This is a genomic window from Seonamhaeicola marinus (assembly GCF_008085455.1).
The window spans coordinates 527,964-553,722 of sequence record NZ_VSDQ01000718.1 but is presented as its reverse complement, the minus strand read 5'-3'; the positions used below and the strand labels follow the sequence as shown (position 1 = coordinate 553,722).

The window sequence follows — 25,759 nt, the reverse complement described above, 5'->3', positions numbered from 1 at the left end:
TTTAACTTTTTTTTATTGAAGTATCATTATTTAAATAAGATATAGTTAATTTTCTTTTACCTGAAGCAAGTACAGGAATTTCATTAACATACTCAAAATTAATTTCGGCATTTTCTCCTAACGACTTTTGGAAAAGTGATCTTACTTCCTCCTCCTTTTCAAAGATTTTATCAATACTAAGCTTTATTAAATATGTCTTATGATTTTCTTGAATTAATTGAAATTGCTTTACTTCAGGAAAATATTCTAAATCATATACCGCATAAGTTACTGGCTTTCCACTGGTGTTATATATGGTATCCATTCTTCTTCCCTCAACTTTATAAAACACAGGAACGGAATTAAAGTTATTCTTATCCACATCTATAATAGCTAAATCTCCAGTATCGTATCTAATTATAGGCATATGATAATTAAATAAATCAGTAACAACAACCCTTCCAATTTCACCATAATTAACAGGAACATCTTTATCTAAGTCTAATATTTCAATATAAAAACTTGCCCAATTAATTAAAAAATTACTTCCCTTGTTAAGAATTTGTTGAGACAGAATTCCATTTTCCATATTAGAATACCTTGATATGGGCTCTACACCAAAATACTTTTTTAATGAAAGTCTGGTGGATTGACCTAAAGCCTCCGAATTGGCAATTATGGACTTCATGTTTACATTTAATACCTCGGAATTTTTAGAATTTAAATAGAAACAAACGTCTCTTAAAGAAGATGCGTATCCAATAATAGCTTTATTAGATGATCCTTTCTCTATTTCACAAACTAAATTATCAATTACTTCATCTGCAAGTGCATTAGATTTGACCGTTTTAATATTTTGTAAAAAGGAAACCAGTTTACTTTTTTTTAATGTACCTCCCCAAAGCCTTATGTAGAATAACTTATAACCTAGTTTATAACCTGCTTTTTCCCCAAAATATATGGTATCTGCGGTATTTCTAGCTTTTTTATTCTTGTCCTGTAAAACAGTGAATGGTGTTCCTGTAGAACCACTTGTGCTTATATCAAAGCTTCTTCTATTTATGTATTCATTAGAAATAAAATTTTCTTTATTTCTAATCATTGTTTTGCTAACAACAGGGAAATCTGCTATCGATGAAAAATTAGAGATTTTCATGTAAAATGGCACCGTTTTAGTAGCGTGGCTCAAGATGTTTACTAAATATGAATCTCTTTTTGCTTTTGATTTAGGGCTATTGTAATTCTCCAAAACAAACTTAACATCATTGTAGTGCTTTTTTACATCGCTCCCGTTTAAAAAATCAAAAAACCAAAAAAAAGAATATCTAATTTTTTCTGCAATCCTCATTTTAAAAAAGGTATTATTACTTTTGGTTTAGTTTTACAAGTTATGTTTTATCAATCTATCGCATTTAGAATAGATTACGCCAGGTTTATAATTTATATGTTCAAAAGGTAAAGCATCTTCACCATCAATTATCCAATTAACGTAAACAGCTGAAATATTGGCACCAGCATGGTGTGAAAAAGGATAACCACCTCCAAATCTTGGGTTTAATTCTAAAACATAAATCTGTCCGTTACAAACAAATGCATCGCCATCGACCGTTCCAATATGTTTTAAACTTTTTGAAATTAATTTTCCAACTTCATCAAAAGAATCATCAATAACAGAAACGGCTTTATCGGTCTCACCATTACGCATAGAAAGTTTTTCTCTTACGAACATACCAAAATACTCACCATTAAAATCATTAACAACATCAAAACCGAATTCTTTCCCTTGTAATTTTTCTTGTATCAAAATAAATTCTGTTTCATTTACAATGGTGTTCTTCTGTACATCTTGTAATACGGATTTTTTAAGCTTTAAACTTAGTAATTGATAAGTAAGTTTTAATTCTTCAATATCTTCAACATGCTCTATGCTTAGAGAACCACTGCCAAAACGAGGCTTAAGTACTATTGGAAATGTTAAATTACCTTTTTCTATATCTGAAAGTGCCTGATCTAAGTTTATGTATGTTTTGGGAGAGTTTAAACCAATTCTCTTAATGAAATTATGTGTTTCCCATTTATCAAACGCTACATTAATAACATCGGTATTTGATACAATTACCTTTGCTCCTATCTTTTCAAAAATCTCTTTATTCTTTGATAGTATAGGTAGTTCGAAATCATTTAAAGATATGACTGCTTTAACCGAATAAGTTTCTACTATTTCTACCAAACTTTTTAAGTAGTTTTTATCATTCACATTAGGCACGCATATCGAAACATCCGCATCTATTAAGGCTGTTGCTAGCTCTTGACTGTCTACGGCAATTATTTTTCCTCTACCCTTTAAAGCTTCCTTAAAATAATTAATTAGATAATTACGCCTTCCTGCGCAAGTAAAAAGAATATTATAATTCATAAAATTACCATTAATTAAGTCGATTGATCTTTTCTAAGTTCGTCTAAATCTAAAACATCCGAACCAATCTCTATCTCATCACCACCCCAAGTAAAGACTTTTTTTATTGTCCTAAATATAATTATTAAATCGTTGGTAAATGAAAGAGAATTTACATAGGTAATATCAAAAGACAGTTTATCATCCCAACTTAAATTGTTCCTGCCTGAAACTTGTGCTAAACCTGTAACACCAGGCTTAACGGTATGTCTAATTGCTTCTTCAGCTGTATAATAAGGCAAATACCTTACCCTTAGAGGTCGTGGTCCAACAAGACTCATGTCCCCTTTTATTATATTTAGTAATTGGGGGATTTCATCCAAAGAGCTTTTCCTTAAAAAAGTACCAAAAGATGTTCTTCTTAGTTCATCAGGTAACAATTTACCTTGCGCATCTTTCTCATCGGTCATTGTTTTGAATTTTATAATTTTAAACACCTTTTCATTTTTACCTGGTCTAGGTTGTAAAAAGAAAGGTTTTCCATTATTAATAAACAACAAGCAAACAAAAACAATACTAAATATTGGAAACAAAATGATTAGTCCAATTAATGCCAGTATAACATCTAAAAAATCTTTTATCCATACTTTATACATAGTATATCTATTAATCTTAAAGCAATCAAAAAAACAAATTTAAAACCTAATAAAACTTATTTTAAAGACAAAACTCGATATAAAACACACTATTAAACAGGAAATCAACATGTTAAGTCTTTAGGTAAATGAATTGGGTATAACAAACATAATATTAAATTGTTAGTATCTTAAAAAAAATCGATGATTTAATTCAATTATCCGCATAAATCATCCAGTAAAATAATACTTCTATTTATTTCAATCTTAAACATTAAAACATATTTTTGTTTCAAACAAAACGAATTATGATTACATCAGATCAAATTAAAGATCTAAATACCCGCCTTGACAAACTTAGGCACTATCTTTGACGTAGATAGAAAACTTATAGAAATACAAAACGAAGAGGAAAAAACCTTCGATCCTAATTTTTGGGATGACCCAAAAGCTGCAGAAGTTGTAATGAAATCGCTCAGAGTAAAAAAGAAATGGGTAGAAGATTACAATAGTATTAAATCGCAAATAGAAGATTTAGAGGTACTTTACGAATTTTATAAAGAAGGAGAAACGCCTTTGGAGGAAGTTGAAGAGAACTTCAATAAAGTATCTACTTATTTAGAAGATACGGAGTTCCGAAATATGCTTTCGGATGAAGGAGATAGCTTAAGTGCCGTTTTACAAATCACTGCAGGCGCCGGAGGTACAGAAAGTTGTGATTGGGCAAGTATGCTTATGCGTATGTACTTAATGTATGCTGAAAAAGAAGGTTTTAAAGTTAAAGAACTTAACTATCAAGAAGGAGATGTTGCTGGAATAAAGACTGTTACTCTTGAGATTAATGGTGATTTTGCGTTTGGCTGGTTAAAAGGTGAAAATGGTGTTCATAGACTGGTAAGAATTTCTCCTTTTGATAGCAATGCTAAACGCCATACTAGTTTTGCCTCTGTCTATGTATATCCTTTAGTAGATGATACTATTGAAATTGCAATAAATCCTGCTGATATTGAAATTACAACAGCCAGATCTAGTGGTGCGGGTGGACAAAATGTAAATAAAGTTGAAACAAAAGTTCAACTATTACATAAACCAACGGGAATTCAAATTCAATGTTCAGAAACACGTTCGCAACATGATAATAGAGACCGTGCTATGCAAATGTTACGATCGCAATTATATGAAATAGAACTAGAAAAGCAACGAGCGCAAAGAGATGACATTGAAGCTAGTAAAATGAAAATTGAATGGGGAAGTCAAATTCGAAACTACGTTATGCACCCTTATAAATTGGTTAAAGACGTTAGAACAACTCATGAGACTGGTAACGTAGATGCTGTAATGAATGGAGACATTAACCCGTTTTTAAAAGCCTATTTAATGATGATGGGGCAAAAAGAGGAACAAACTGACCAATTATAACAATGAAAAAAATTGACACTTTTATTTTCGATTTAGGTGGTGTTCTAATAGATTGGAATCCTGAATATGTTTACCTCAATGAGTTTAATGGAGACCGTGAAAAAATGCAATGGTTCTTTGATAATATTTGTACCATGGATTGGAATGAGAACCAAGATGCAGGTTACCCTATTGCAAAAGCTACAGAAGAAAGAGTTGCTATGTTTCCCGAATACGAAGATTTGATTAGAATCTATTACGGACGCTGGGTAGAAATGTTAGGAGGTGCTATTTCTGGAACAGTTGATATTCTGAAAAAAGTGATTGCTTCAAAAAAATATAAAGTGGTCGCTTTAACTAATTGGAGCAATGAAACCTTTCCGATTGCACTAGAAAGATTTGAATTTTTGCATTGGTTTGAAGGTATTGTTGTTTCTGGTGATGAAAAAACCAGAAAACCCTATAATGATATCTTCAACATAACCCTAAATAGATATGACATATTAGCTGAAAACTCAATATTTATTGATGACAATGCTAGAAATATAGAAGCAGCAAACAATTTGGGGATTAATGGAATTCAGTTTAAATCGCCCGAAACGTTAATTAAAGATTTGAAAAAATTCAATATAAACATATAATGATTAAAATATATCATAATAATCGTTGCAGCAAGTCAAGACTAGGCTTAGGTATTCTTGAAGAATCGGGCAAAGCATTTGAAATAGTAAAATACTTAGAGCAAGTTCCGTCAATTGAAGAGCTTACAGCAATAATAGAAGTATTGGGAATACCTCCTATTGAACTTGTAAGAAAGAATGAAGCCATTTGGAAACAAGAATTCAAAGGAAAAGAATTAAGTAACGAGGATATCATAAAAGCTATGGTAAATAATCCAAAACTCATTGAAAGGCCAATAGTTATTAACGGAAAAAAAGCAGTGATAGGTAGGCCTGCAGAAAAAATATTGGACATAATTTAACATTATAAAATTCTATTAACAGAATTTTAACCAAAAGCCTCTAAACCTTAGGTTAATTTAGCAGTCTAAACCATTAAACTTTTTGATGAAAAACCTGCTAACAAACTGGCTACTCCTATGTTTTTATGTATCTATAAATTACGCACAACCAAATCCGAATAAAGACAGTTCTAAACCTGACTTTTCCTCTGGCAAAGACCTTATCGTTAAAGGTAAAGTTATAGATAAAGAAACCAATGCTCCTTTGGAATATGCCACAATATCCTTTTTTAGTAAAAAAGAAAACAAAATAACTACTGGCGGAATTTCTGATATCAATGGAAATTTTAACATACCTGTGCCCAAGGGTGTCTATGATATTTCTATTGAATATATCTCTTTTAAAACTCAAAAAATTTACAACCGGCAGATCTTTAAGGATCTAAATCTGGGAGTTATAGCATTAGAACTAGATGTTGAGTCTTTAGGAGAAGTAGAAATAATTGCAGAAAAAACGACTGTTGAAATTAAATTGGATAAAAAGATTTACAATGTTGGTAAAGATTTAACCGTTAGTGGTGGCAACGTTAGTGATGTTCTTGATAATGTGCCTTCCGTTTCGGTAGATGCAGACGGAAGTATTGCGCTAAGGGGTAATGACAATGTACGTATTTTGATTAATGGTAAACCCTCTGGACTTGTGGGGCTCGATTCTACCGATGCTCTAAGACAATTACCAGCAGAAGCTATTGAAAAAGTTGAAGTTATTACTTCGCCTTCTGCTAGATACGAAGCAGAGGGTACTGCAGGTATTTTGAATATTATTCTAAGACGCAGTAAATTGCAAGGTTTAAACGGATCTATAACCACGAATGTAGGACACCCAGAATCCTATGGTATTTCTGGTAATATTAATTATAGGACTGGAAACGTTAATATTTTTAATACTACTGCCTATAATAATACTGAACGATTGGGTAGATGGTATAATGATGTAAAATATTTTGATATTAATACACCCGATTTAGACGAAAGAAGAAATTGGATAGATAATCGCCAAGGTATTACAACGAATACCGGTATTGAATGGTATATTAATGACTCAGCCTCGTTAACCTCTTCCATTGTTTACAGAAATAACTCTAATGAAAACAACTCGACAAATAAGTTAAATCAATTTGATAAAATAAATAATACGACGTCTCAAAGTATAAGAACAGATCCAGAACAACAGGATTCTAAAACTATTCAATATGCAGTAAACTTTACCAAGAATTTTAAGAAAACAGACCATAAGTTATCATTTGATTTTCAGTATGAAAACAGTGACTCTGATGAGAACTCAATCATTGGAATTGATGGTATTGACTCCGAAATAGTTACAACATTAAACGACCAAAGCAACATATTACTTCAATCGGATTATGTGTTGCCTTTGGGTGAAAAAAGTAGATTTGAATTAGGTTTTCGAGGCGATTTTAATACAAGAGATACTGATTTTGAAGTATCTATTCTAGATAGTGATACAGGAGTATTTGAAATTAATAATGATGTTACTAATATATTTAAATTCAAACAATACATTACGGCTGTTTATTCCCAATTTGGCAGTAAAATTGGAAAATTTTCTTATTTATTTGGGTTAAGATTAGAAAATACTAGGCTAACTCTAGATCAACCAACAACAGGTGATTTGAGTAAACAAAACTTACTTGGTTTGTTCCCTACAGTTAATTTAAACTATGAGTTTAATGAAAAACAAAGTGTAAGTATAGGATATAATAGGCGTATAAGAAGACCAAGAGGTTTTATGCTAAACCCTTTTCCCTCTCGTTCTAGTGTTACTAATGTTTTTCAAGGGAACCCTGGTTTAATACCTTCTTACGCAAGTACATTTGAGATTGGTTACCTAAATAGGGTTGACAAGTTCACTATATCTTCATCCATTTATTATTCACATGCAGATGACGTTATTACTTTTGTAAGTAGAAGAACTGGAGAATCTGTTGAGGTAGATGGTGAAGAATTCCCTGTTATTGAAAGAGGACCAGTTAATATTGCAACAGATAAACGCCTAGGTTTTGAATTTAACTTAAATTATAGTCCATCCAGAAAATGGCGTATTAATACAGACTTTAATATTTACAATTTTAAACGAGATGGAAATTTTAACGGAGTAGATTTGTCTGCTGATAACCTTACTTGGAGAGCCAGGATAAGTAATAAGCTAACACTTCCTTACGATATAGATTGGCAAACAAATTTAAATTATAGGGCACCAAGTCAAGATGCTCAAAATGATAGAAAAGGTATCTTCTCGACTAATTTGGCATTTAGTAAGGATTTATTTAACGAAAAAGCTTCCTTAGCACTTAGCGTAAGAGATATATTTAATAGTGCATTCTTTAGTAATGACATAACAGCTGAGACTTTTACCGCTTATCAAGAAATTCAATTTAGAGGAGGAAGAATATTTAATTTAGCTTTCACTTATAGATTTAATCAAAAGAAAAAGAGAGAACGTCAGAATAGAGGATTTGACGGTGGAGGAATGGATATGTAAGAGCATAAAAAAAGGAAGCTAAAATTAGCTTCCTTTTTATTTATCTATTAATTATGTTAAGCTTGTTGACGCTTAGCTTTTCTCTCTTCTTTAATTTCTTTTAATCTTTCAATTAAAGAACCTCCAATCCAATAAGGGATTACAAACGTTAATAAAAATATCATTAACCAGAATCCGATAGTTAAAATGGTTAAGAAAGCTAAAAATCCTAAATATTGATCAAATTCAAACATAATTGTAAGTTATCTTTTTAAAACTGTTGCAAAGATAATACAAGACTACGGGTTATACAATATGTAACCAAATTTTATTAACAGAGTTTTTAACCATGAAAAATTCTCAAAAAAACACCCTAAAAACTAACAAAAATCATGTCCATAAACCCTTGAAAAAAAGTAAATTTGTCACTCATTATAATTAAATAAGACTATGAGTTTCAGAATAGAAAAAGACACCATGGGCGAGGTAAAAGTACCTGCCGATAAACTTTGGGGTGCGCAAACAGAAAGATCTAGAAACAACTTTAAAATTGGTCCAGCAGCATCAATGCCTTTAGAAATTGTTTATGGATTTGCTTATTTGAAAAAAGCAGCGGCATATACAAATTGTGAATTAGGTGTTTTACCTATTGAAAAGCGCGATTTAATTGCTCAGGTTTGTGATGAAATACTAGAAGGTAAACATGATGATCAATTCCCTTTAGTGGTTTGGCAAACTGGTTCTGGTACACAAAGTAATATGAACGTTAATGAAGTTATTGCTAATAGAGCGCACCAAATAGCAGGAAAAGTTATTGGTGAAGGAGATAAAACCATTCAACCCAATGATGATGTAAATAAATCGCAATCATCTAATGACACCTTCCCTACTGGAATGCATATTGCTGCCTATAAAAAAATTGTGGAAACAACAATTCCTGGTGTAAAACAACTTAGAGATACTTTAGAATCTAAATCTAAGGCATTTAAAGATGTTGTAAAAATTGGTAGAACACATTTAATGGATGCTACTCCAATTACGCTTGGCCAAGAGCTTTCGGGTTACGTGGCGCAATTAAACCACGGGTTAAAAGCTTTAGAAAACACATTACCTCATTTAAGTGAATTGGCATTAGGCGGAACTGCAGTTGGAACAGGCTTAAATACGCCTAAAGGATATGATAAACGTGTGGCTGAATATATTGCTGAGTTTACAGACCTACCTTTTGTTACAGCTCCAAATAAATTTGAAGCCTTAGCAGCTCATGATGCTTTGGTGGAATCTCACGGCGCATTAAAGCAGCTAGCTGTTTCATTAAACAAAATTGCTAATGACATTAGATTGATGGCATCGGGACCAAGAAGTGGTATTGGTGAGATTATCATTCCTGCTAATGAACCAGGGAGTTCTATTATGCCTGGAAAAGTAAATCCTACACAATGTGAAGCTATGACTATGGTTTGTGCTCAGGTTATAGGTAATGACGTAGCCGTTTCTGTTGGAGGAACTCAAGGACATTATGAGTTAAACGTATTTAAACCAGTAATGGCTTATAACGTATTACAATCTGCTCAATTAATTGGAGATGCCTGTGTAAGCTTTGATGTTAATTGCGCAGTAGGTATTGAGCCTAACCACGCAACTATTGAAAGGCTACTTAATAATTCTTTAATGCTTGTTACGGCACTTAATACGAAAATAGGTTATTATAAAGCTGCCGAAATAGCTAATACTGCTCATAAAAATGGTACAACTTTAAAGGAAGAAGCTATTAATTTAGGATATGTAACCGCAGAGGAATACGATGAGTGGGTAAAACCAGAAGATATGGTAGGAAGTTTAAAATAAGTAACTTCAACAATATATTAGAATAAAAAAAACAGGTAATAAATTACCTGTTTTTTTTGGTTGGTTAGCTATCAATCCTTTGTACTTTTACACTTGTGAAAGGAAATCGGGTCAAATATATCATTTACCAAAGTCTTAGTTGTTAACAAATGTTAATTGCTGTCAATTTTTTTTCTTATTCTACTTAATTGAACGGCTGTAATTCCTAAATAAGATGCTATTTGGTATTGTGGAATTTTTTCGTCCACATCTGGAATTTCTTTCTTTAATGCTAAATACCTTTCTGTGGCATCTAGAGACATTAATTCTATCAATCTTTTTTCATATTTTACATAAACATATTCCAATACTTTAGAATGTAAAGTGTTTAGTTTTATATTTCGTTCGCAAATGCCTTTAAACTTTTTATAATCTATTTCATAAAGTTTACAGTCCGATAACGCTTCAAAAACAAGCATTGATGGTTTATTTGATAATAAAGCAGTTAAGGATCCTATAAAACTTATGGGTAGATAAAAGGATTTGTTATATTCTTTACCAGATTCTGTTGTTAAATAACATCTCATGAATCCGGAAACCAACATATAAATTTTGGTAGGTACTTCTCCTAATTTAACTATTTGGGTACCAGCTTCAATTCTTTTAAATTCGGTAATTTCAGCAATTTCGTTAAAAGTCTCCTCAGATATATCTGCGAATTTCTTTAAGTACTCATAGTTCTGATGCATTAAGTAAAAATATTAAGTTAGGGTATTTTGGATTCCTAATATAATACCTTTATTAGCCGTCATTAAAATTTTTCTACTAGAGGTAAATATAATTGATTAGTTGTGAAATTAAGGTAATAAAAAAGCCTCAAGATGTAAAAATCTTAAGGCTTTTATTTAATTGCTATTATCGTTCTACTTCAAAGTAAACTCAGATGAAGAAACTAAATCTTTATGATTAAATACATTTACCACGTATCTTCCTTTCTCAAATTTCTCTTTGCCTTTAGAAGCTACAAACTCACAAATGTTAAGGTTTGAATTTTCATAATTAAACTTACTAATAATACTGTAGTTTAATGTCTTTTCATCAAATTGTACTTGCTTGTTTAAACCTAAAGTGTTATTCTTTGGATCTATTACTTGTACATATAATTCTTGATCTCCTGATTGTACTAAACTATTTTTAGCTACCGTAAAACATACTCTAATTTTATCGGTTCTACTAGCTCTTTCCGTTGGAATTAATTTTCCTGAAGTTCTCTCAATTACACCAAAACCTTTTAAACCAACAGTACTTAAAATAGCGGCATTTTCAACAACTTCTGCTAAAGCTGTGTTTTGTACCAATAAAGAATCTGTAAACATGGTATTCTCTTCAAGCTTAACTCTTGTAGAATCTAAAGAAGTAGCTAAATAAGAATTCTCCAGTCTTAGTGAATCATTTAAAGCTAAAAGCGCATCCATTTCTTTTTGAAGCGATAAATACTTCTTTTTATATCTCCATAAACTCTTTACATTATTTTCAGATAACTTTAAAGAATCTATTAATCCTTGAATACGTTCTCTTGCCTGAACTAAATCTTGTTTACTGGCAGTATTTTCTGCAATAGCTTCATCATATTGTTTAGCCATTACATCTAAATCGTTCATTACCAATTTCTTTTCATCAATTAGTTCTTTTTCTACTTTTTTACTGTCACTATATAAATTCATAGTGTAGAATCCTACTCCTAAAAATAAAGCTAAGGCAACTCCTAACGCTATCTTAAGACCTGTGTTACTTTTGTTTTCTCCCATAATACTTGTTTTTAAATGTTAGATTAAGTTAAATCTTTTTTGTTCTCTCTTGTTTTATTTTATGCAATTATAACAATTTCACTTATTTTTATTCTATAATTTTCCCAAATGGATAAACTCATTTTATTAGATAATTCTACTAGAAATAAGCTCATTAGTAAACGCTCTGGCGAATCAAAATTTGGTCAACATGTCAAATTATTATCTGGCATTTCTAACATATACGAGCAACTTTTAAATTTAGATGTTGAATATGTAATTTTTGGAATTCAAGAGGATATAGGCGTGTTTGCTAATTATGGTAATCCCGGGACTTCAAAGGCTTGGGACGCTACTTTAAAAATTTTATTAAATATTCAAAGCAACCAATATACCAAGGCCAAAAAAGTTTTAGTTCTTGGACATTTAGATTTTGGTGAAGAATTAGAGGAGGTCTCTAAATTCAATTCTAAGGATAGAAACCATATTAAAAGAGCTAGACAACTTGTTAAAAGCATTGACAAACATGTTGCGTTTTTAGTTAACATAATTGTTTCAGCTGGTAAAAAGCCAATAATTGTAGGTGGTGGACATAATAATGCCTATGGTAATATAAAAGGGACAGCTTTGGCTTTAAATGAAACCGTAAGTGCCATAAATCTTGATGCCCATTCTGATTTTAGACCAGAAGAAGGCCGACATAGTGGTAATGGGTTTAGTTACGCATATGCGGAAGGTTTCTTAAATAAGTACTTTGTTTTCGGTTTACATGAAAACTACACCTCCGAAAAAACCATTTCAACTTTAAATTTAGTCAAAGCAGTTAAATTCAACACATTTGAAAGTATAGAAATTAGAAGAGAAAAAAAGTTTAGAAAGGAGATGGAAACGGCATTAAGTCATATTTCTAAGGGTGCATTTGGGATCGAAATTGATTGTGATGCTATTACAAATGTACCTTCTAGCGCAATGACCCCTAGCGGTTTTAGCGTAAAAAAAGCAAGAAAGTTTGTAAATTTCTTTGGAGCTCATGATAATGCAAAATATCTTCATATATGCGAAGCCTCACCCAAAAAGAAATCAAAAAAACAGATTGGTAAACTCATTACTTATTTGATTATCGATTTTATTAAGGCCTAATTAAACTTGGAGTTTGAATAATTTTATTATATTTACATAAGTACTTATATAAATAATGATATAATTAAAAATGGATGCATTAAGAGGTTTCGGTGAGCTAGGAATAGGCTCTAGATTAAAAAGGCTAAGTGAGCAATTAATGAAAGACACGCAAATAGTATACGATTATTATAACGTTGATTTTGATCCCTACCTCTTCCCCATTTTTAGAATAATAAGTACCAAAAATGGTGTAACCAATACAGAAATACAAAATTCTCTGAGTTACACTCAACCTGCTATTACGCAAGCCATAAATAAATTAGATGCTAAAGGTTACATATTATTTAAATCAGATGAAGTTGATAAACGAAAAAAAATAATCTTCTTATCCGATAAGGGCGAAAAAACACTAAACAAGCTAAAACCTCTTTGGAAGAGCATAGACTTTGTAATTAAAGATATAACTACACATAATTCTAACTCCTTAATAGACACCATTAATAAAATTGAAAATAAACTAATGGATAAAGGCTTTAGCGAAACTATAATTAATCATATTAAAATGAATACCACTGAAAATCAAATCATTGAATTCGAATTCTACAAAAACGAATATGCAAAAAACTTTTATGAATTAAATATTGAGTGGCTAAAAGCTTTTTTTGTTGTTGAGCCTTATGATGAAGACGTTTTAAGTAAGCCTGACACATACATCATTGGGAAAGGTGGGCACATCTTTTTTGCTAAAATTAATGATGAAATTGTTGGTACTGTAGCCCTAATGCCAATTGGAAATGAAGGCCTATTTGAGCTAACTAAAATGGCCGTCTCACCTAAACATAGAGGAAAAAAAATTGGTCAACAATTATTAGATTACTGTATTAACTATGCAAAGGACGAAATGGGGTTACCAAAACTAGTGTTGTATTCTAATAGAGTTCTAGAAAATGCCATTTACATATATAGAAAATACGGATTTGTTGAAATTGATTTAGAAACAAATTCTCCTTATGTTAGGAGTGATATCAAAATGGAACTGGTTTTCTAGGGCTGTTGTAACATAGCGTCTAGTTCTTCACAAAACTTATTATTGTTTTCACAAAGGATGGTTAAAGTCTGTAATATTAAATCATTAAGCGCTTTATCTTTGCTATTAATTGCATAGGCTAATTTAAATTCACTATACGCTCCTATAACTCTATTCTGAGATAATCTAGTCTTCCCAGAGCTTACTAAAAAATTAAAGTCTTTTTCATTCCTAATTTGCTGGTGTTTATAAACTGCCTTAGCGTGATTATTAGAATATTGAGTAAACATTTTAGTAATAGGAACAAGAATAACTATTAAGGATAAAATAAAAAAAAGCGTGATAGCACCTCTAACCACTTTATTCTCTCCAATACTAGGTTTTAAAGCAAACGTTCTTGAATAGCTATCTAATGCTGTGAACGCTGGAATTCTATCTCTCTTATAGAGTTTTCTTCGTGGGTTTCTTGAATAAATCCACTTTTGCATCCCAAATCCCATATAACCTGCCATAATAGACCTTTGTTTATTAGTCTATTTTAAAGCTTCAATGTTACAGGAATAAAAAGGCCGAGAAACAATGTATGTCCCTCGGCCTATGTTATTAAACTATTTATTAAAGTTTATTCATCTTCTAGTTTCCAAGTCCTTACCCAGTCAATACGCATTGTATTAATACTATCATCTCCTAAGTCTGATTTTGGAGGTAATCCTCCAAGCCAACCTGCCTCATTGGTCCATAAATCGAATATTATTTCTAAATCTCGCGTAAACTCTCTGTTGTAAGTTTGTCCGTCATTATGTTGTCCAACCACAACGCTTCCCGCAGGTTCTCCATCTAAGTAAAACTGAATATTCTTAGAGTCTTTCCACCAAACGCCATATGTATGATAATCTTCATTCCATCCTTTATTTTTAAGAGGATTAGCATCTACTAACCCAGATCTAAGAAAAGTACCTTTATTTCTAACCGTTTGAGGGGTTTCGTTTTCATCCGCTTGAAAATATTGAGAGTTCATTCGTTCAGGGAATATCTCTGCTTCACAATTAGTACAAGAAGGTTTAGAGTTGTTTTCAATAATATCGATTTCATCTCTATTGTTTATATCGCCATTGTTCAACCAATACGTATTGTAAGCCGAAATATGAGCTGTTTTAATTCTAGCTTCTGTATACATAGGATACTTGGTTTCGGCTTTAGAATGTATTCTAGCTGTTTGGAACCATCTACCGTCTGCATTAGCTTCATTTAATGTAGCTTTAATCCATAATTTCCCGTCTGTAACACCAGAATTGGTATTGGATGATGACATGAATACAGGCACACCATAATTCCATGTAGATTTAAACCATTTGCTGGAGTTCCAAGTATCAAACTCATCAGACATAGATTCATGTTTAACCCATTTTTTTCCATCAGGAGTTGTATCATCTATAGAAACAAAAGATGGGAAGTTAGGGTCAATGTTATTGAAATCTTCCGCCGTTGGTCCCTCAGGTATGTCATTTACAGTAATATTTACGGTACCATCGGCCGTATCGCCATCTTTATCTGTAATAGTATAAACAAAACTATCGCTTCCATTAAAATTAGCATTTGGAATGTATTCAAATACACCATCACTTACTTCTGTTACATTTCCATTAGAAGCATTGGTTTTTAATGCATAATTATCGGAATCTCCTCCATCATTTCCAATATCATCATTTTGGGAAACATCAATTTGATTCGAAGTACCCGCTCCACTGTCTTCATTTACTGTAAGGTTATCATTTGTAGTTGTTGGCATATCATCTACAACTACTGGGTCATCATCAGACTTTGGTTCACTAGAACCACTACTACAACTAATAAAAGCCAGTAGAAAGACAAATAAGACTATTAAATACGTTTTTTGTTTAGTGAATATTTTCATTTTGCTTAACTGTTTTTAGCAAAATTAAGTGTCACATTAGCGCAGGACTAAAACGTATGGTTATTCAAGGAAAACAAATGTTCTGGCCAGTAGTTAAAACTACTAGATAAAAACTAGACAAAAAATAAATTACTCTATTAGTCTGCAGATTTAATAGAATCTATCTTCTTCTGTAAATTTTCTATTTGAATTTCTTTTTCAGTTTTAATTGAAAGTGAATCACCGATTGTTTTTATTACATCAGTATCATCTGTTTTCTCTTCGGCGAAGTAATAGCCAATACCTTCACTTGACCTCCAAGCTTCACCAAGTTGGTCATAAACAGATTTATCCCATCTACTTGGGTGTTTTACATCAATCCATACTACATCTCTGTATTCACTATCAACCAATGCTAAATCTGGTGTAGCAGAACCATCAAACTTTTCGGCTTCATTATCTCTTATGGCCGAAATAGTTCCTAAAAAGAACATACGCTTTCTTCCCGCAATATCTTTTATATAGGGTCTAAATTCAACCGGTTTATTCACAGACCAATCGAATTCTTTTCTAGATTCAATAACTTTTAAAGGCATGGCAGAAACACCTGCATACCCCTGTTTTTTAGCGGCATGATCGTAATAATACAATTTATCTGTTCCGTCGGCAGGAATGAACACGCTAAATGTTAAACTTGTGCGTTCATCTCCCACGGGCTCTAATCCAAACCAGTGATATAATCCACTATAAGCATCAGAATCTGTATCACTAAAATCAAAATCCGTTACAAAGGGTTGTTGATTTTGGTCATTTGGTAAATCTGGAATTTTAACTGCTGTCTTCATATTCCATGGTAACGGATCACTAAATCCCCCTAAAAATTTTAAAGATTCCGCTTGCAGGCGCGATACTTTTTCAGCCAAAGTGTTTTGTCTTGTTAAATAAGGGTAATTCTTCATATTCTCCGGACTCACATAAGTTCCTTTGCCAATAGCAATACGTTCTAAATAATCCTTAAAATCGTGTTCACCATTATCAATAATCATTACACCACCAAAAGATGGGTAGGGAAATAAAAATCCCTTCCATTTTATGAGGCTTACCACTTGTACCCATTGCCCATCATCATTTTTCATGTAATACGTATCACTGGGTTCTAAAGTAAATAGTTGCAAAACATTAAAACGCTGAACAACCGCGTTATACGTATTTCTGCTAAACTTTAAAGATTCTCCTATAGAGAAGGTCACAGGAATTCTGTTTTCACTGGAAAACCTTGGAAAGGGTGTTGTACTAGATACTGAAAATACTTCTTCGGTATTATCCGTAATACCCTGCCATACATATTTCTCTGTAGGTTGTATGGCCATTGTCCATTTATTTTCATCACCAATTCTCACTAAATGCGGCAAAGACACATCTTTAGTTTCTCCCACACTCTCATTTGCCATAGAAAAGATATTTCTTAAAGGTTGAATACGTTCATTTTGAGTAAGGGGTAATTCATTAATTTCTACTCTATTCAAATTATTGAAAACATTATATGTTCTCATATAATCGTACATCTTGTAATGCCAACCTATAACGTATAGTATTCCGAAAAAAACTACTAATACACCAAGTATACCTAGTCTACCACCAGTACTTGCTGTCTTTCTAAACCTTCTTAAACCGAAGAATAACACTAAAACACTTAAAAGAATTACAAAAATGAATTTTCTAATAAATAAAAGTGCAGGTTGGTAATAATCTCTTAATACAAAAAGTAAAATGAGTAAAACAAGTGCCCAAATAATAGTATTTCTCTTTTGTTTAGCGCCTTTATTCCAATAAGATTTTATCATGATGATTTATCTATTTTAAGTATCCTTTATCTTTTAAACGCTCTCTAGCGCTCTTTTTCTCTCCTTTATCTTCTTCCTCTTGAGACACCTGCTCTTCACTCTGTGTCACATTATCATTATCTCTAGTTTTTATATCTTCTATAATATCTTTTCCTTTTTCTACCGCATCATTAACCATATCTTCTATAGAATCAGTTTTTTCTTCAATTACTTTACCCGACTTTAAAACAAAGTTTGCCACATAGGTTCCTAACAGAATACCTACTACCACAGATGAAAAAGCTGAAATACCATTATACGAAGTAAAAAGTTGAAATGGTGTTAAAAACTGCAATACTAAACCAATTAATAAAAGTATCCCAACAACATAAACCAACCTAGGCAAGAATGCTTGCTTATAAATGAAGCCTTTTTTATCCTCTGGTTTCATTTGCAATTCTTTGCTATTAAAGATTTTATTAAAAAATCTATACACTTTATTGCCTTGAGATTCTCTCCAATATAAAAGAATTCCTAATAAAATTGCTCCGATAAAAATTACTAATTCTAGTCCCATATTTTATAAGTTAGAAGCGACGAAGTACGAAGCTTGAAGTTTGTTTAATTTTTTATCTTGTTTCTAAATGCTATAGTCATATTCATCAAATCAAAACAGTCTTTATAATAACTTAAAAAAGTTTCTTCATTAATGTACTTTCTTCTTCTAGACTTATGAAGACAGGTTACTACCTCAGCTATTGAACGTATGGAATACCCTAAGAACCTTCTAAATTCAGGACCTGATTGTAAAATAGAACCTTCAGAAATATTCAAAGCAACAGAATCAGCAGCTCTTCTCAATTGGGATGATAAATTATACATCTCCTCTTTAGGTAACTTGGCAGCTATATCATTCATATTTTCTCCTAAGTCCATACTTTTTTGCCAAATAATTAAATCTTCAAACTTAAATTTCATTTAATAATTATAATAATACCTAATTTACCTTCTATCTTCCAGCTTCTGTCTTATTAGTCTATCTATTCTAAATATTGTTACTAATAGTCTCTATTACCCACTCTTTTAAGGAATCATCCCAATTTTTATAACTACTATAAAAATCTTCTTTATCATACCAATACCAATATAGCACGTCTTTAGGAGCTACATTTACGAGCAATTTCCAAATTAAATCTTGATGTTTAGCTTCTAACGACGAATGCGGTTTATGCAATGCCTCAAATAGCTTAGGATCTACTATATCGGCAATTTTATATTGATTGCTTGTTTCTAACTTTTCCAAGTAGCGTTCTACACTCATTACCTTTTTTCGAGACTCAATATCTAACTTGTTTAAATAGCTTTTATACAAAATTGGGTTGTTTAAAATATCTTTTATAGGATGTTCTGGTTTTTGAACACTTAAGGCCATTTCGTATTTTTTTATACGCTCATATCTATCTGTTTTAACTTCTCTTTCCAGATTATACTCAATAATCATATGATCGCGAAGTTTTATCATTAATTCATTTTGCTCAATATGAAAAATAAATACGTCATGGTTCGTATCCTTAATAGCTTCTTTATGCCATTTTTCATTTTCAAATACCACTATAGGCGATATAAAATCTCTTAAAACATAAACACCACCAAACGCTCTAGTATAAAATGAACTAACTGAAAAATCTATTCCTGGAAGTTCAAGGTCTCTATCTCGTAAATCGCCATAAGCTTTAACAGAATCCAATATTTCTGCATGAATGGTTTCATCAATAAAATTTTGATTTCTTTTAAACTTCTCTATTAATTGAAATTGTTCTTTTTGTTGATGATACAAATTATTCATTAAATGAAAGTTAATATGTATCGTTCCGTATTTTAAGATATCTAAAGGTTCATAAAAGGCATCTATCTTCTGATCGAAATCAATACAAATAGCCGAATCTCTAGTGATGTCCTTTATTTTATCCTCATATACCTTAAATATATACTGCATCATATCCCTATCAAATGTATGGAAGGGTAAGTACACCGGTTTTCCTTTTTGCAGAGGAGAAATTATAATACCATGAGGGTTGGCTTCGCCATTATTTAAATAGTTTACGTTATTCTTTTCTTCAGCAATTTCGGGGCTCCAACCAATACCATCAATTAAAAAGTTCTTTAATTTTGTTGGTGTAAAACCAAGTTTTATTAGGCATTTATTATAACGCTCCACCAGTTTACCGCTAACTGGAATTAATTCGCTTTTATATAAATTGGCTTCTATTAGTTTTTTCATTTCTACTTCCTGCGAAAGCAGTAATCTCTTTATTTATAATATTTTTGTGGATTCCTTACCTGTGTTCATAGGGATTCATAGGAATTACAAAACTCTATTAGATTATTAAATTCCGGTTCTACCGGGAATACAAAATTATTCTATTAACTTATGAATAATAGCATATTGTATCAAAACTATAGTTCTGGTATCTACAATTTCACCATTGTGTAGTTTATCAACGACTTCATTAAAAGGCATTTCTAATACCTCAATATCCTCTTGTTCGTTATCTAAACCTCCTCCTTCATGTACTTTCATATTATCTGTATACTCACCAACAAAGAAGTGCATTTTTTCTGTTAGTACGCCAGGTGAAGAATAGCTCTCATAAACCTTTTTAACTTTTTTTAGTCTATACCCTGTTTCTTCTTCCGTTTCCCTAATAATACACTCTTCAGGATTGTCCTTATCTAGCATACCAGCAGCTACCTCAACTAGAAAACCATCTTCATTGTCATTCATAAAAGTTGGCATTCTAAACTGTTTAGTGAGTATTACAGTTTTCTTTTCTTTATTGTAAAGTAAAATACCTGCACCATCTCCTCTATCGTATACTTCGCGCATTGTATTAACCCAACGACCGTCTTTCATTAAATAATCAAAACTCACTTTATTAAGAATGTAATAATTATCCGAAAGTAATGCCTTTTGTATATTTTTAATCTTATTACTCATTCTCAAAAGTTTTTCTTGCTTCCATTTCAATATTTAATTGATTTACTCTAGCATCTACTTTTCGTTTAAAATCTGTATCTGCAATAGTGGCAACGTTATCTAAATAGCGAACAACCTCTTGCCTCCTAATTTCAGAAAAATCCAAACCTTTCATATTTCCTCGCATTAATTCCTGCAGCATATTAAATTTGGTATCATAGTCTTGTTTGAAATAGATTTCCGGATTTTCAAACCAATCATCTTCTAAGTCAAAATCTGTTAATCGTAAAGAAATGGCACTTTGAATGTTACGAACATCACGAGAAGAAAAGAACGGAAACTCCTTTTGCATTGCTTTATACAAATTGGCATAAAACAAATGCTCATTAGATTTAAATTGTTTTTCAATAGTATCGTAAATCTCATGTACACGCTCTTCCGTTGGTTTTTCAATTGCGCTTAATATTTCTCCCATATTTTTTGCCAATCCTTGATTTTGAAGATAGGTATAATCTCTTGGGCCTTGCATGTTAACAAAATCTGGTAAAGTCGCATCCAATTTATGCCACCATAGATAATCTTGGTCTAAGAAATCATGTTCGGTACGAGCACCATCAATTTTAAAACGTCCTTGCACACGTGAAATCACTGCTTTGTCTAACATTTCCGGTAAGTTGGTGAATAGGCCTATGGAACTATTTCCATAATTAACTGCATAAGCGCCCTCTGTGTACCTTAAAAATACGCCTATAACTTCTTTAACTCCTGCTGAGACTCCCTGGGCTGTTCTCTCTTGTAAATTATTCTCTGCATCGTCTATAGGTGCAAAAATTAATTTTGAAGGATCTTGCAATGGCTTCATCCATTCTACCATTTTTTCTGCAGAACCTCCTTGAAATGTACTAATCAAAGTATCTGGCATCGGATGAAATAAAAATGGAATATCTAATTCATCACAATATTCTTTAAGTCTTGTAGCAATAGCCGCAATTAACATACTTTTACCTGTACCAGGAATACCATATCCCATAAATACAGGCATAAAGCCTCCTAACTCTTGAAAAGGATTCTTTTTAGCAGTAAAATCGTAACTCAATAAACGTTCAGTTAAACGTCTGGCAAAGTGTTTTGCATCTCGATTACCTACTATTTGCTCAAACTTTATTTTATTAAACTCTACGCTTTTTGCAGTTCCTGCAAATACATTATTCCATCCCGAAATTGCAAACTCAGAGTTTTCTAGCTTATAAGTTCTGTCTACAATAGTCTCAGTATACTCTAAGCTGCTTTTACGTAATTGAATTTCATCTATTAAAGCTTCAAAATAAACTACTGTAAAATCGATAACATCCTTGTCTGATTTAATTATATCTGGATGTCCCAAGTATTTATCATAATAAAACAAACTACACGAAGTTCCTTTTATAGGAGACAATAAGGATACCTCCGGAATCCCCGCAAACTTTTGTTTCATTACGCTTAAATCATCCGAAGCATGTGGTTTTAAATCATGCAAAATTTTATAGGCAGTTGAGAACAACATAAATGCAGTTGCCGTATGCATTTTACTTTCAAACTCCCGTTTTCCACTAGTATCTAAAGCCGATTTATTTTCACTTAAACTAGACAAACCCGAAGCATCCGAATAACTATCTTTAACCCAAATGCCTAAAGTAAGACCTTCTTGTACCGCGTATAGTGTTTGATTTAGTAAGACTGGAATAGCCACTGAATCTGGTAATAAGCGTTTTTTAAGTGCAAGAATTGTTTTTGAAACTGATGTTACATCTACATTGCTGCCATTATTAGCTCTGGATAGGTATAGTAAAATGGAATCATCTTTAGCATCTTTTTCTCTACTTTTGGCCCGTGAACCTTGTTCCCACTGAATACTTTTTAAATATGATGTTGCCTCATCTCGAAGCATATCTAATTCCGATTGTTTTATAGGGAAAGTTGAGTTGTGTTCCATTTTTTAGTTCTCAGTTTTGCAGTCTTAGTTCATAGTTAGCAGTCCTATTTTATTGAGACCATTACTATTTACTTTTTTAATTCTTTTATCTTTAAATCGGCCATTTCAATAGGAGGAATAGCCAATTTATTCATTAATTCTGGAGTTTTATTATATAGTAACTGAATAATTCTGTGAGGCGCAAACACATATTTTTTTCTAAAAACATCATCCCATCTTTGTAATAGTTGTTTGCTAAAGAAACTCCCCTCTTTGAATTCACTTTTAGAAGCCACTTCATCAATTTTTAGAGACAAAGCGTAAGATTCCAATGGAATTTCTTTCTTACTAATTCCCTCTAAGATGATATGCGTAAGTTCATTTTCATCTTTGGCAAACATATTATGTAATGGTCCTAAATCTACTCGCTTAATTAGTTTTGGTGATACTTTGGCTAATTTTCTATCTATACCATAAGCCATGGTATCTAACTTCATTTTTCTATCCGCTGTATTTTTTAATACGTCATAAATGTCTCCTTTTACATCATTTACATCAGAGCCCGAATAATTAAAGTACATAAAGCAAACAAAGGGCCTGTTACTGGCTACATCATAGAAACTCCAGCTAGTCATATAATCTGTTGTTGCACCCTCTGGAGATTTAACAATTTTACCTTGCACAAACCGATTAAAAATATAGCGTTTATCTACTGAGGAATAATATACTATTGAAGCTGCTTGAAACAACTTACTACGCTTTATAGGTTCTTTTTTACGCATTAAGGTATCCAAAAACTCCTCTTGCAAAACTTCAACAGGGGTAAGTTTTTGTAAATAATCATTACGTAACTCTAAATCGTTAAATAAATATCTAAATTCTAAATAATTTGGAAATCCTGATTCTGTTAAATCCACCTTCATATTATCTTCTTCATCATACATATATTTAATACGCATGGCTTCTACAGAATACAAAAGCAAATCACAGTATTGTTTAAACATATTGACTTCATGCGTATTTAATAGCTTATGTCTTTGTACCGACACAATAAGCTCTTTAAACACATAGTCTACCATTTTATGATAAAAGATATAGTGTTCCTTGGAATCTAAAATTGCGGAATCTAAAGGTGTAGTTATATGGTTAATTGTCATTGCTCAGTATTCAGTAAACATTCAAATTCTATTAAGCAGAATGTAATACATTTTAGTTTTGCTCTTATATTAGCAAGTAAGTGCGTTAAGGATTGTAGAGGAAAGCCCACAGCGTAGCGCGGACTTGCAACGGAAAGCCTGACCACGCTTAGAAAAGCGTGGTAACGCCCTCATTAATATTAAGATAATAAATCGTCTTCTCCTGCATCTGGTTTAGGGTCTCCTTCTGGAGCATCATCACCAGATGGTTTATTTGCATCAGCTTTATAGTACTCTTCAAAAATTTCTTTCATATCAATTCCATAACGCTCTGCAAAATTCTTTTGAATATCTACATCTTTTTCGCGAATTTCTTGCAAGGCTTCAGCGTAACTACTATACACCCCTTGCATTACTTTTTCATGTACAGGGATATTGTCCATCATATCCTGTCTCGCTTTAGCACTAGCGGTATGCATTGCAGCTAAAGTTTCTCCAATATGCTCATCTGTTTTAACTCCTAAATGCTCTAAAATAGCAGCAAACTCTTGGTCGGTACGCGCTTTTAATGCAACTACATAGCCATCGTAATACTTTAACCGTTCTTCTGTATCCGATTTAAGTTTGGCTCTATGTGTTTGCAAATTGCTGCGTAAAGAGGTTAATACTTTAATAGTTAAATTATGTTTATGAACAAAGCTATCTTTACTTGCGGCTAATGTTGTATAGGCATTTTTAAGCCCTTCTAATTCCTCAACTTTCTGTTCTAGGCTAGTAACTTTACCAATAGCTTCTGCGTATTCGGTAGACTGCTTATCTGCAATATCTTCTAACTCTTGTCTAGCTTGTTTTAATAAAGCATATTGCTCCTCAAGTTTAGCTTCTACTTCCTTCTTTTTCTCTAAGGCTTTAGTATGATTTTTAGTAGCTTCTACAATTGCATCTTGCAACCTGTCTTCTACTTCCTTTATTTCTAACTCACGATTTTTTAAACGACCAACAGCAGCCTGACTTTTATAAGACAACTCACTTAATAGTGTCTGTACATCTGCACTTTCTATACGGGCTTGAAACATTGCTTTCGCTTTATTATCGGCCGCAGCTCTTGTTTTCTCAGCAATTTTTAACTCATCTTGTGCTTTTTTTATTTTGCTTTTACGCCCCCAAAGGTTATTCCACCAAGTATCTGGTTTGCTCTCGGCATCTTCAAGTTCAACTCTTGCTCTTTCTAAAGCTTTTTGAGCATCATCTATTACTTTCTGTTCTGTGGCATTTAGTGATGAAAACTTTTCAAAAAGAATACCTACTTCGTCCTGATAATCTGTTAAATCCTTAATAGCATCTAAAAGAGAGGTTCTGTCTTTCTCTGCCATATCAACAACATCATCTAAAGTAGCATTCAATATCTTTTGACGTACTTCTGGGTCGTCCTCTTGTGCTAATTTAGATTTCATAGTGTCAATGGCTTTCCCCCAATTAACATCTACTTTCTCTGTTTTTTCATTTGAATTGGTTTCTAATAAATCAAAATCATCAGACATAGTATAGTTTCTGTTTAAGTTGTACAATAATAATAGACTAGCAATTTCGTTAAAAAAGATGACTTTTAAAATAGTAAATGCTCAAATAATTGGTATTAATTATTATTAAATTGTTACAGATATATTATGTTTTCGATGAAATGCACAATTATTATGTAAGATTTTTTACTCACATAATCCTTTCAAAACCCTTGAATCTAAAGAAATTACACACAGGCTTGTAAAAAAACATCAACAATTAATGTTCATATTCTTTTCATTTTTAATTGTTTAGTGATTAATTTTATCGTTATCTTTGAAAAGCTATTAACCCAATATTCCATTTATGTTACTTAACCTAACACTAACATATCTCTCAACCATACCCTTAATTAGCCAAAAAGCCATTTTAACAGTATTAATTATTGTCGTTGTTTTCTTTAGTGTATTACTACTTCTTGGAGTTAGAAAATCTCGTCTTTTAAAAAAAGAGAATGAGCGCTTAGATAAAATAAGCGAAGAAATAGCCAAGAAAGAAAACGAAGAATACAAGGATTTTACCGGTGGGCATATGTACCAATAAAGGCTTATTTTATGGAAACTACTATTCTAGTACTATTTTTTGTAATTTTTGGAGTGTTTTGTCTATATGCAAAAAAGCATTTGTATGCTCATGAGCATGAGGAATCAATTGGAGACAATCTGAAAACTTTTGACAATAATATTAAGGAAATGGACAATTTGGAAAAAGAATCAAATTATTAACCATCTGGTCATTTATACTA

At 32.0% G+C, this 25,759-nt stretch carries 25 protein-coding genes; 9 read left to right on the top strand and 16 right to left on the bottom strand.

The genetic code is table 11. The annotated features are described in order from the left end of the window. Position 1 precedes the first annotated feature (1 nt). Genes FUA24_RS19940 through FUA24_RS19930 form a run of 3 tightly spaced genes read right to left on the bottom strand, consistent with a single transcriptional unit; the run spans position 2 to position 3,030 of the window. Positions 2 to 1,327 carry a phenylacetate--CoA ligase family protein gene (locus tag FUA24_RS19940; RefSeq protein ID WP_148544810.1) on the bottom strand — a complete coding sequence of 442 codons (1,326 nt, stop codon included), beginning with the start codon at positions 1,325 to 1,327 and terminating at the stop codon, positions 2 to 4. A 33-nt stretch (positions 1,328 to 1,360) separates the two neighbouring features. Next, positions 1,361 to 2,395: an ATP-grasp domain-containing protein gene (locus FUA24_RS19935; protein WP_148544809.1), complete on the bottom strand. Its 1,035-nt coding sequence runs from the start codon at positions 2,393 to 2,395 to the stop codon at positions 1,361 to 1,363. 14 nt (positions 2,396 to 2,409) lie between these two features. Then, positions 2,410 to 3,030, bottom strand: coding sequence for a sugar transferase (locus FUA24_RS19930; protein WP_148544808.1), 621 nt, complete (start codon positions 3,028 to 3,030; stop codon positions 2,410 to 2,412). Between the two features lie 287 nt (positions 3,031 to 3,317). Between FUA24_RS19930 and prfB the strand changes: the two genes are divergently transcribed. The 4 genes from prfB (at position 3,318) to FUA24_RS19910 (ending at position 7,931) form a co-directional block, all read left to right on the top strand. After that, positions 3,318 to 4,428, top strand: a protein-coding gene (gene prfB, locus FUA24_RS19925) for a peptide chain release factor 2 (protein WP_148544807.1) whose coding sequence is annotated in 2 segments (ribosomal slippage) — positions 3,318 to 3,380 and positions 3,382 to 4,428 — 1,110 coding nt in all. Because the reading frame shifts where the segments join, the coding sequence is not laid out codon by codon here. A 2-nt stretch (positions 4,429 to 4,430) separates the two neighbouring features. After that, positions 4,431 to 5,048, top strand: a complete 618-nt coding sequence (locus FUA24_RS19920) for an HAD family hydrolase (protein ID WP_148544806.1) — start codon at positions 4,431 to 4,433, stop codon at positions 5,046 to 5,048. Then, on the top strand, positions 5,048 to 5,389 hold the full coding sequence (gene arsC / locus FUA24_RS19915) for an arsenate reductase (glutaredoxin) (RefSeq protein WP_148544805.1): 342 nt from the start codon (positions 5,048 to 5,050) through the stop codon (positions 5,387 to 5,389). The genes FUA24_RS19920 and arsC overlap by 1 nt, the downstream gene beginning before the upstream one ends. An 85-nt stretch (positions 5,390 to 5,474) precedes the next feature. Further along, a complete protein-coding gene (locus FUA24_RS19910; protein ID WP_148544804.1) occupies positions 5,475 to 7,931 on the top strand; it encodes an outer membrane beta-barrel family protein in 2,457 nt (818 codons plus the stop codon). A 56-nt stretch (positions 7,932 to 7,987) separates the two neighbouring features. On the opposite strand, the gene FUA24_RS25275 is transcribed toward FUA24_RS19910, so the two are convergent. Next, positions 7,988 to 8,164 carry a hypothetical protein gene (locus FUA24_RS25275; protein ID WP_187388334.1) on the bottom strand — a complete coding sequence of 59 codons (177 nt, stop codon included), beginning with the start codon at positions 8,162 to 8,164 and terminating at the stop codon, positions 7,988 to 7,990. Positions 8,165 to 8,360: 196 nt separating this feature from the next. Between FUA24_RS25275 and fumC the strand changes: the two genes are divergently transcribed. After that, positions 8,361 to 9,758 carry a class II fumarate hydratase gene (gene fumC, locus FUA24_RS19905; protein WP_148544803.1) on the top strand — a complete coding sequence of 466 codons (1,398 nt, stop codon included), beginning with the start codon at positions 8,361 to 8,363 and terminating at the stop codon, positions 9,756 to 9,758. A gap of 152 nt (positions 9,759 to 9,910) precedes the next feature. Here fumC and FUA24_RS19900 read toward each other — a convergent pair whose 3' ends face one another. Together FUA24_RS19900 and FUA24_RS19895 are read right to left on the bottom strand one after the other, a co-directional pair. Continuing rightward, positions 9,911 to 10,486 (bottom strand): Crp/Fnr family transcriptional regulator, encoded by a 576-nt coding sequence (locus tag FUA24_RS19900; protein ID WP_148544802.1) that lies wholly within the window; start codon positions 10,484 to 10,486, stop codon positions 9,911 to 9,913. Between the two features lie 174 nt (positions 10,487 to 10,660). Next, positions 10,661 to 11,545 carry a chromosome partitioning protein ParA gene (locus FUA24_RS19895; RefSeq protein WP_148544801.1) on the bottom strand — a complete coding sequence of 295 codons (885 nt, stop codon included), beginning with the start codon at positions 11,543 to 11,545 and terminating at the stop codon, positions 10,661 to 10,663. Positions 11,546 to 11,653: 108 nt separating this feature from the next. On the opposite strand from FUA24_RS19895, the gene FUA24_RS19890 reads away from it, so the two are divergent. Together FUA24_RS19890 and FUA24_RS19885 are read left to right on the top strand one after the other, a co-directional pair. Next, positions 11,654 to 12,664, top strand: coding sequence for a formimidoylglutamase (locus tag FUA24_RS19890; protein ID WP_148544800.1), 1,011 nt, complete (start codon positions 11,654 to 11,656; stop codon positions 12,662 to 12,664). A gap of 70 nt (positions 12,665 to 12,734) precedes the next feature. Further along, entirely contained in the window at positions 12,735 to 13,694 is a 960-nt protein-coding gene (locus tag FUA24_RS19885) for a bifunctional helix-turn-helix transcriptional regulator/GNAT family N-acetyltransferase (protein WP_148544799.1), read from the top strand. On the opposite strand, the gene FUA24_RS19880 is transcribed toward FUA24_RS19885, so the two are convergent. The 10 genes from FUA24_RS19880 to FUA24_RS19835 all read right to left on the bottom strand — a co-directional run bounded on the left by FUA24_RS19880 (position 13,691) and on the right by FUA24_RS19835 (position 24,995). Next, positions 13,691 to 14,185 carry a hypothetical protein gene (locus FUA24_RS19880; protein WP_148544798.1) on the bottom strand — a complete coding sequence of 165 codons (495 nt, stop codon included), beginning with the start codon at positions 14,183 to 14,185 and terminating at the stop codon, positions 13,691 to 13,693. The two genes, FUA24_RS19885 and FUA24_RS19880, sit on opposite strands and share 4 nt — an antisense overlap. Positions 14,186 to 14,295: 110 nt before the next feature. Then, on the bottom strand, positions 14,296 to 15,588 hold the full coding sequence (locus FUA24_RS25270; RefSeq protein WP_187388333.1) for an Ig-like domain-containing protein: 1,293 nt from the start codon (positions 15,586 to 15,588) through the stop codon (positions 14,296 to 14,298). 137 nt (positions 15,589 to 15,725) lie between these two features. Then, positions 15,726 to 17,411: a prefoldin domain-containing protein gene (locus FUA24_RS19870; protein ID WP_148544797.1), complete on the bottom strand. Its 1,686-nt coding sequence runs from the start codon at positions 17,409 to 17,411 to the stop codon at positions 15,726 to 15,728. Between the two features lie 10 nt (positions 17,412 to 17,421). Beyond that, positions 17,422 to 17,967 carry a hypothetical protein gene (locus FUA24_RS19865; protein ID WP_148544796.1) on the bottom strand — a complete coding sequence of 182 codons (546 nt, stop codon included), beginning with the start codon at positions 17,965 to 17,967 and terminating at the stop codon, positions 17,422 to 17,424. A 44-nt stretch (positions 17,968 to 18,011) separates the two neighbouring features. After that, complete coding sequence (locus tag FUA24_RS19860) at positions 18,012 to 18,368, bottom strand: four helix bundle protein (RefSeq protein ID WP_148544795.1); 357 nt, start codon at positions 18,366 to 18,368, stop codon at positions 18,012 to 18,014. 67 nt (positions 18,369 to 18,435) lie between these two features. Continuing rightward, positions 18,436 to 19,671 carry a DUF6638 family protein gene (locus FUA24_RS19855; RefSeq protein WP_148544794.1) on the bottom strand — a complete coding sequence of 412 codons (1,236 nt, stop codon included), beginning with the start codon at positions 19,669 to 19,671 and terminating at the stop codon, positions 18,436 to 18,438. 135 nt (positions 19,672 to 19,806) lie between these two features. Beyond that, positions 19,807 to 20,388 (bottom strand): NUDIX domain-containing protein, encoded by a 582-nt coding sequence (locus FUA24_RS19850; RefSeq protein WP_148544793.1) that lies wholly within the window; start codon positions 20,386 to 20,388, stop codon positions 19,807 to 19,809. Further along, positions 20,381 to 22,339, bottom strand: coding sequence for an AAA family ATPase (locus tag FUA24_RS19845; RefSeq protein ID WP_148544792.1), 1,959 nt, complete (start codon positions 22,337 to 22,339; stop codon positions 20,381 to 20,383). The genes FUA24_RS19850 and FUA24_RS19845 overlap by 8 nt, the downstream gene beginning before the upstream one ends. Positions 22,340 to 22,407: 68 nt before the next feature. Further along, positions 22,408 to 23,475 carry a hypothetical protein gene (locus tag FUA24_RS19840; RefSeq protein WP_148544791.1) on the bottom strand — a complete coding sequence of 356 codons (1,068 nt, stop codon included), beginning with the start codon at positions 23,473 to 23,475 and terminating at the stop codon, positions 22,408 to 22,410. Positions 23,476 to 23,654: 179 nt separating this feature from the next. Next, positions 23,655 to 24,995 (bottom strand): microtubule-binding protein, encoded by a 1,341-nt coding sequence (locus FUA24_RS19835; protein WP_148544790.1) that lies wholly within the window; start codon positions 24,993 to 24,995, stop codon positions 23,655 to 23,657. Between the two features lie 325 nt (positions 24,996 to 25,320). Here FUA24_RS19835 and FUA24_RS19830 point away from each other — a divergent pair, with 325 nt between their 5' ends. Together FUA24_RS19830 and FUA24_RS25265 are read left to right on the top strand one after the other, a co-directional pair. Next, entirely contained in the window at positions 25,321 to 25,557 is a 237-nt protein-coding gene (locus tag FUA24_RS19830) for a hypothetical protein (protein ID WP_148544789.1), read from the top strand. An 11-nt stretch (positions 25,558 to 25,568) separates the two neighbouring features. Further along, positions 25,569 to 25,739 carry a hypothetical protein gene (locus FUA24_RS25265; protein ID WP_187388332.1) on the top strand — a complete coding sequence of 57 codons (171 nt, stop codon included), beginning with the start codon at positions 25,569 to 25,571 and terminating at the stop codon, positions 25,737 to 25,739. Positions 25,740 to 25,759 lie beyond the last annotated feature (20 nt).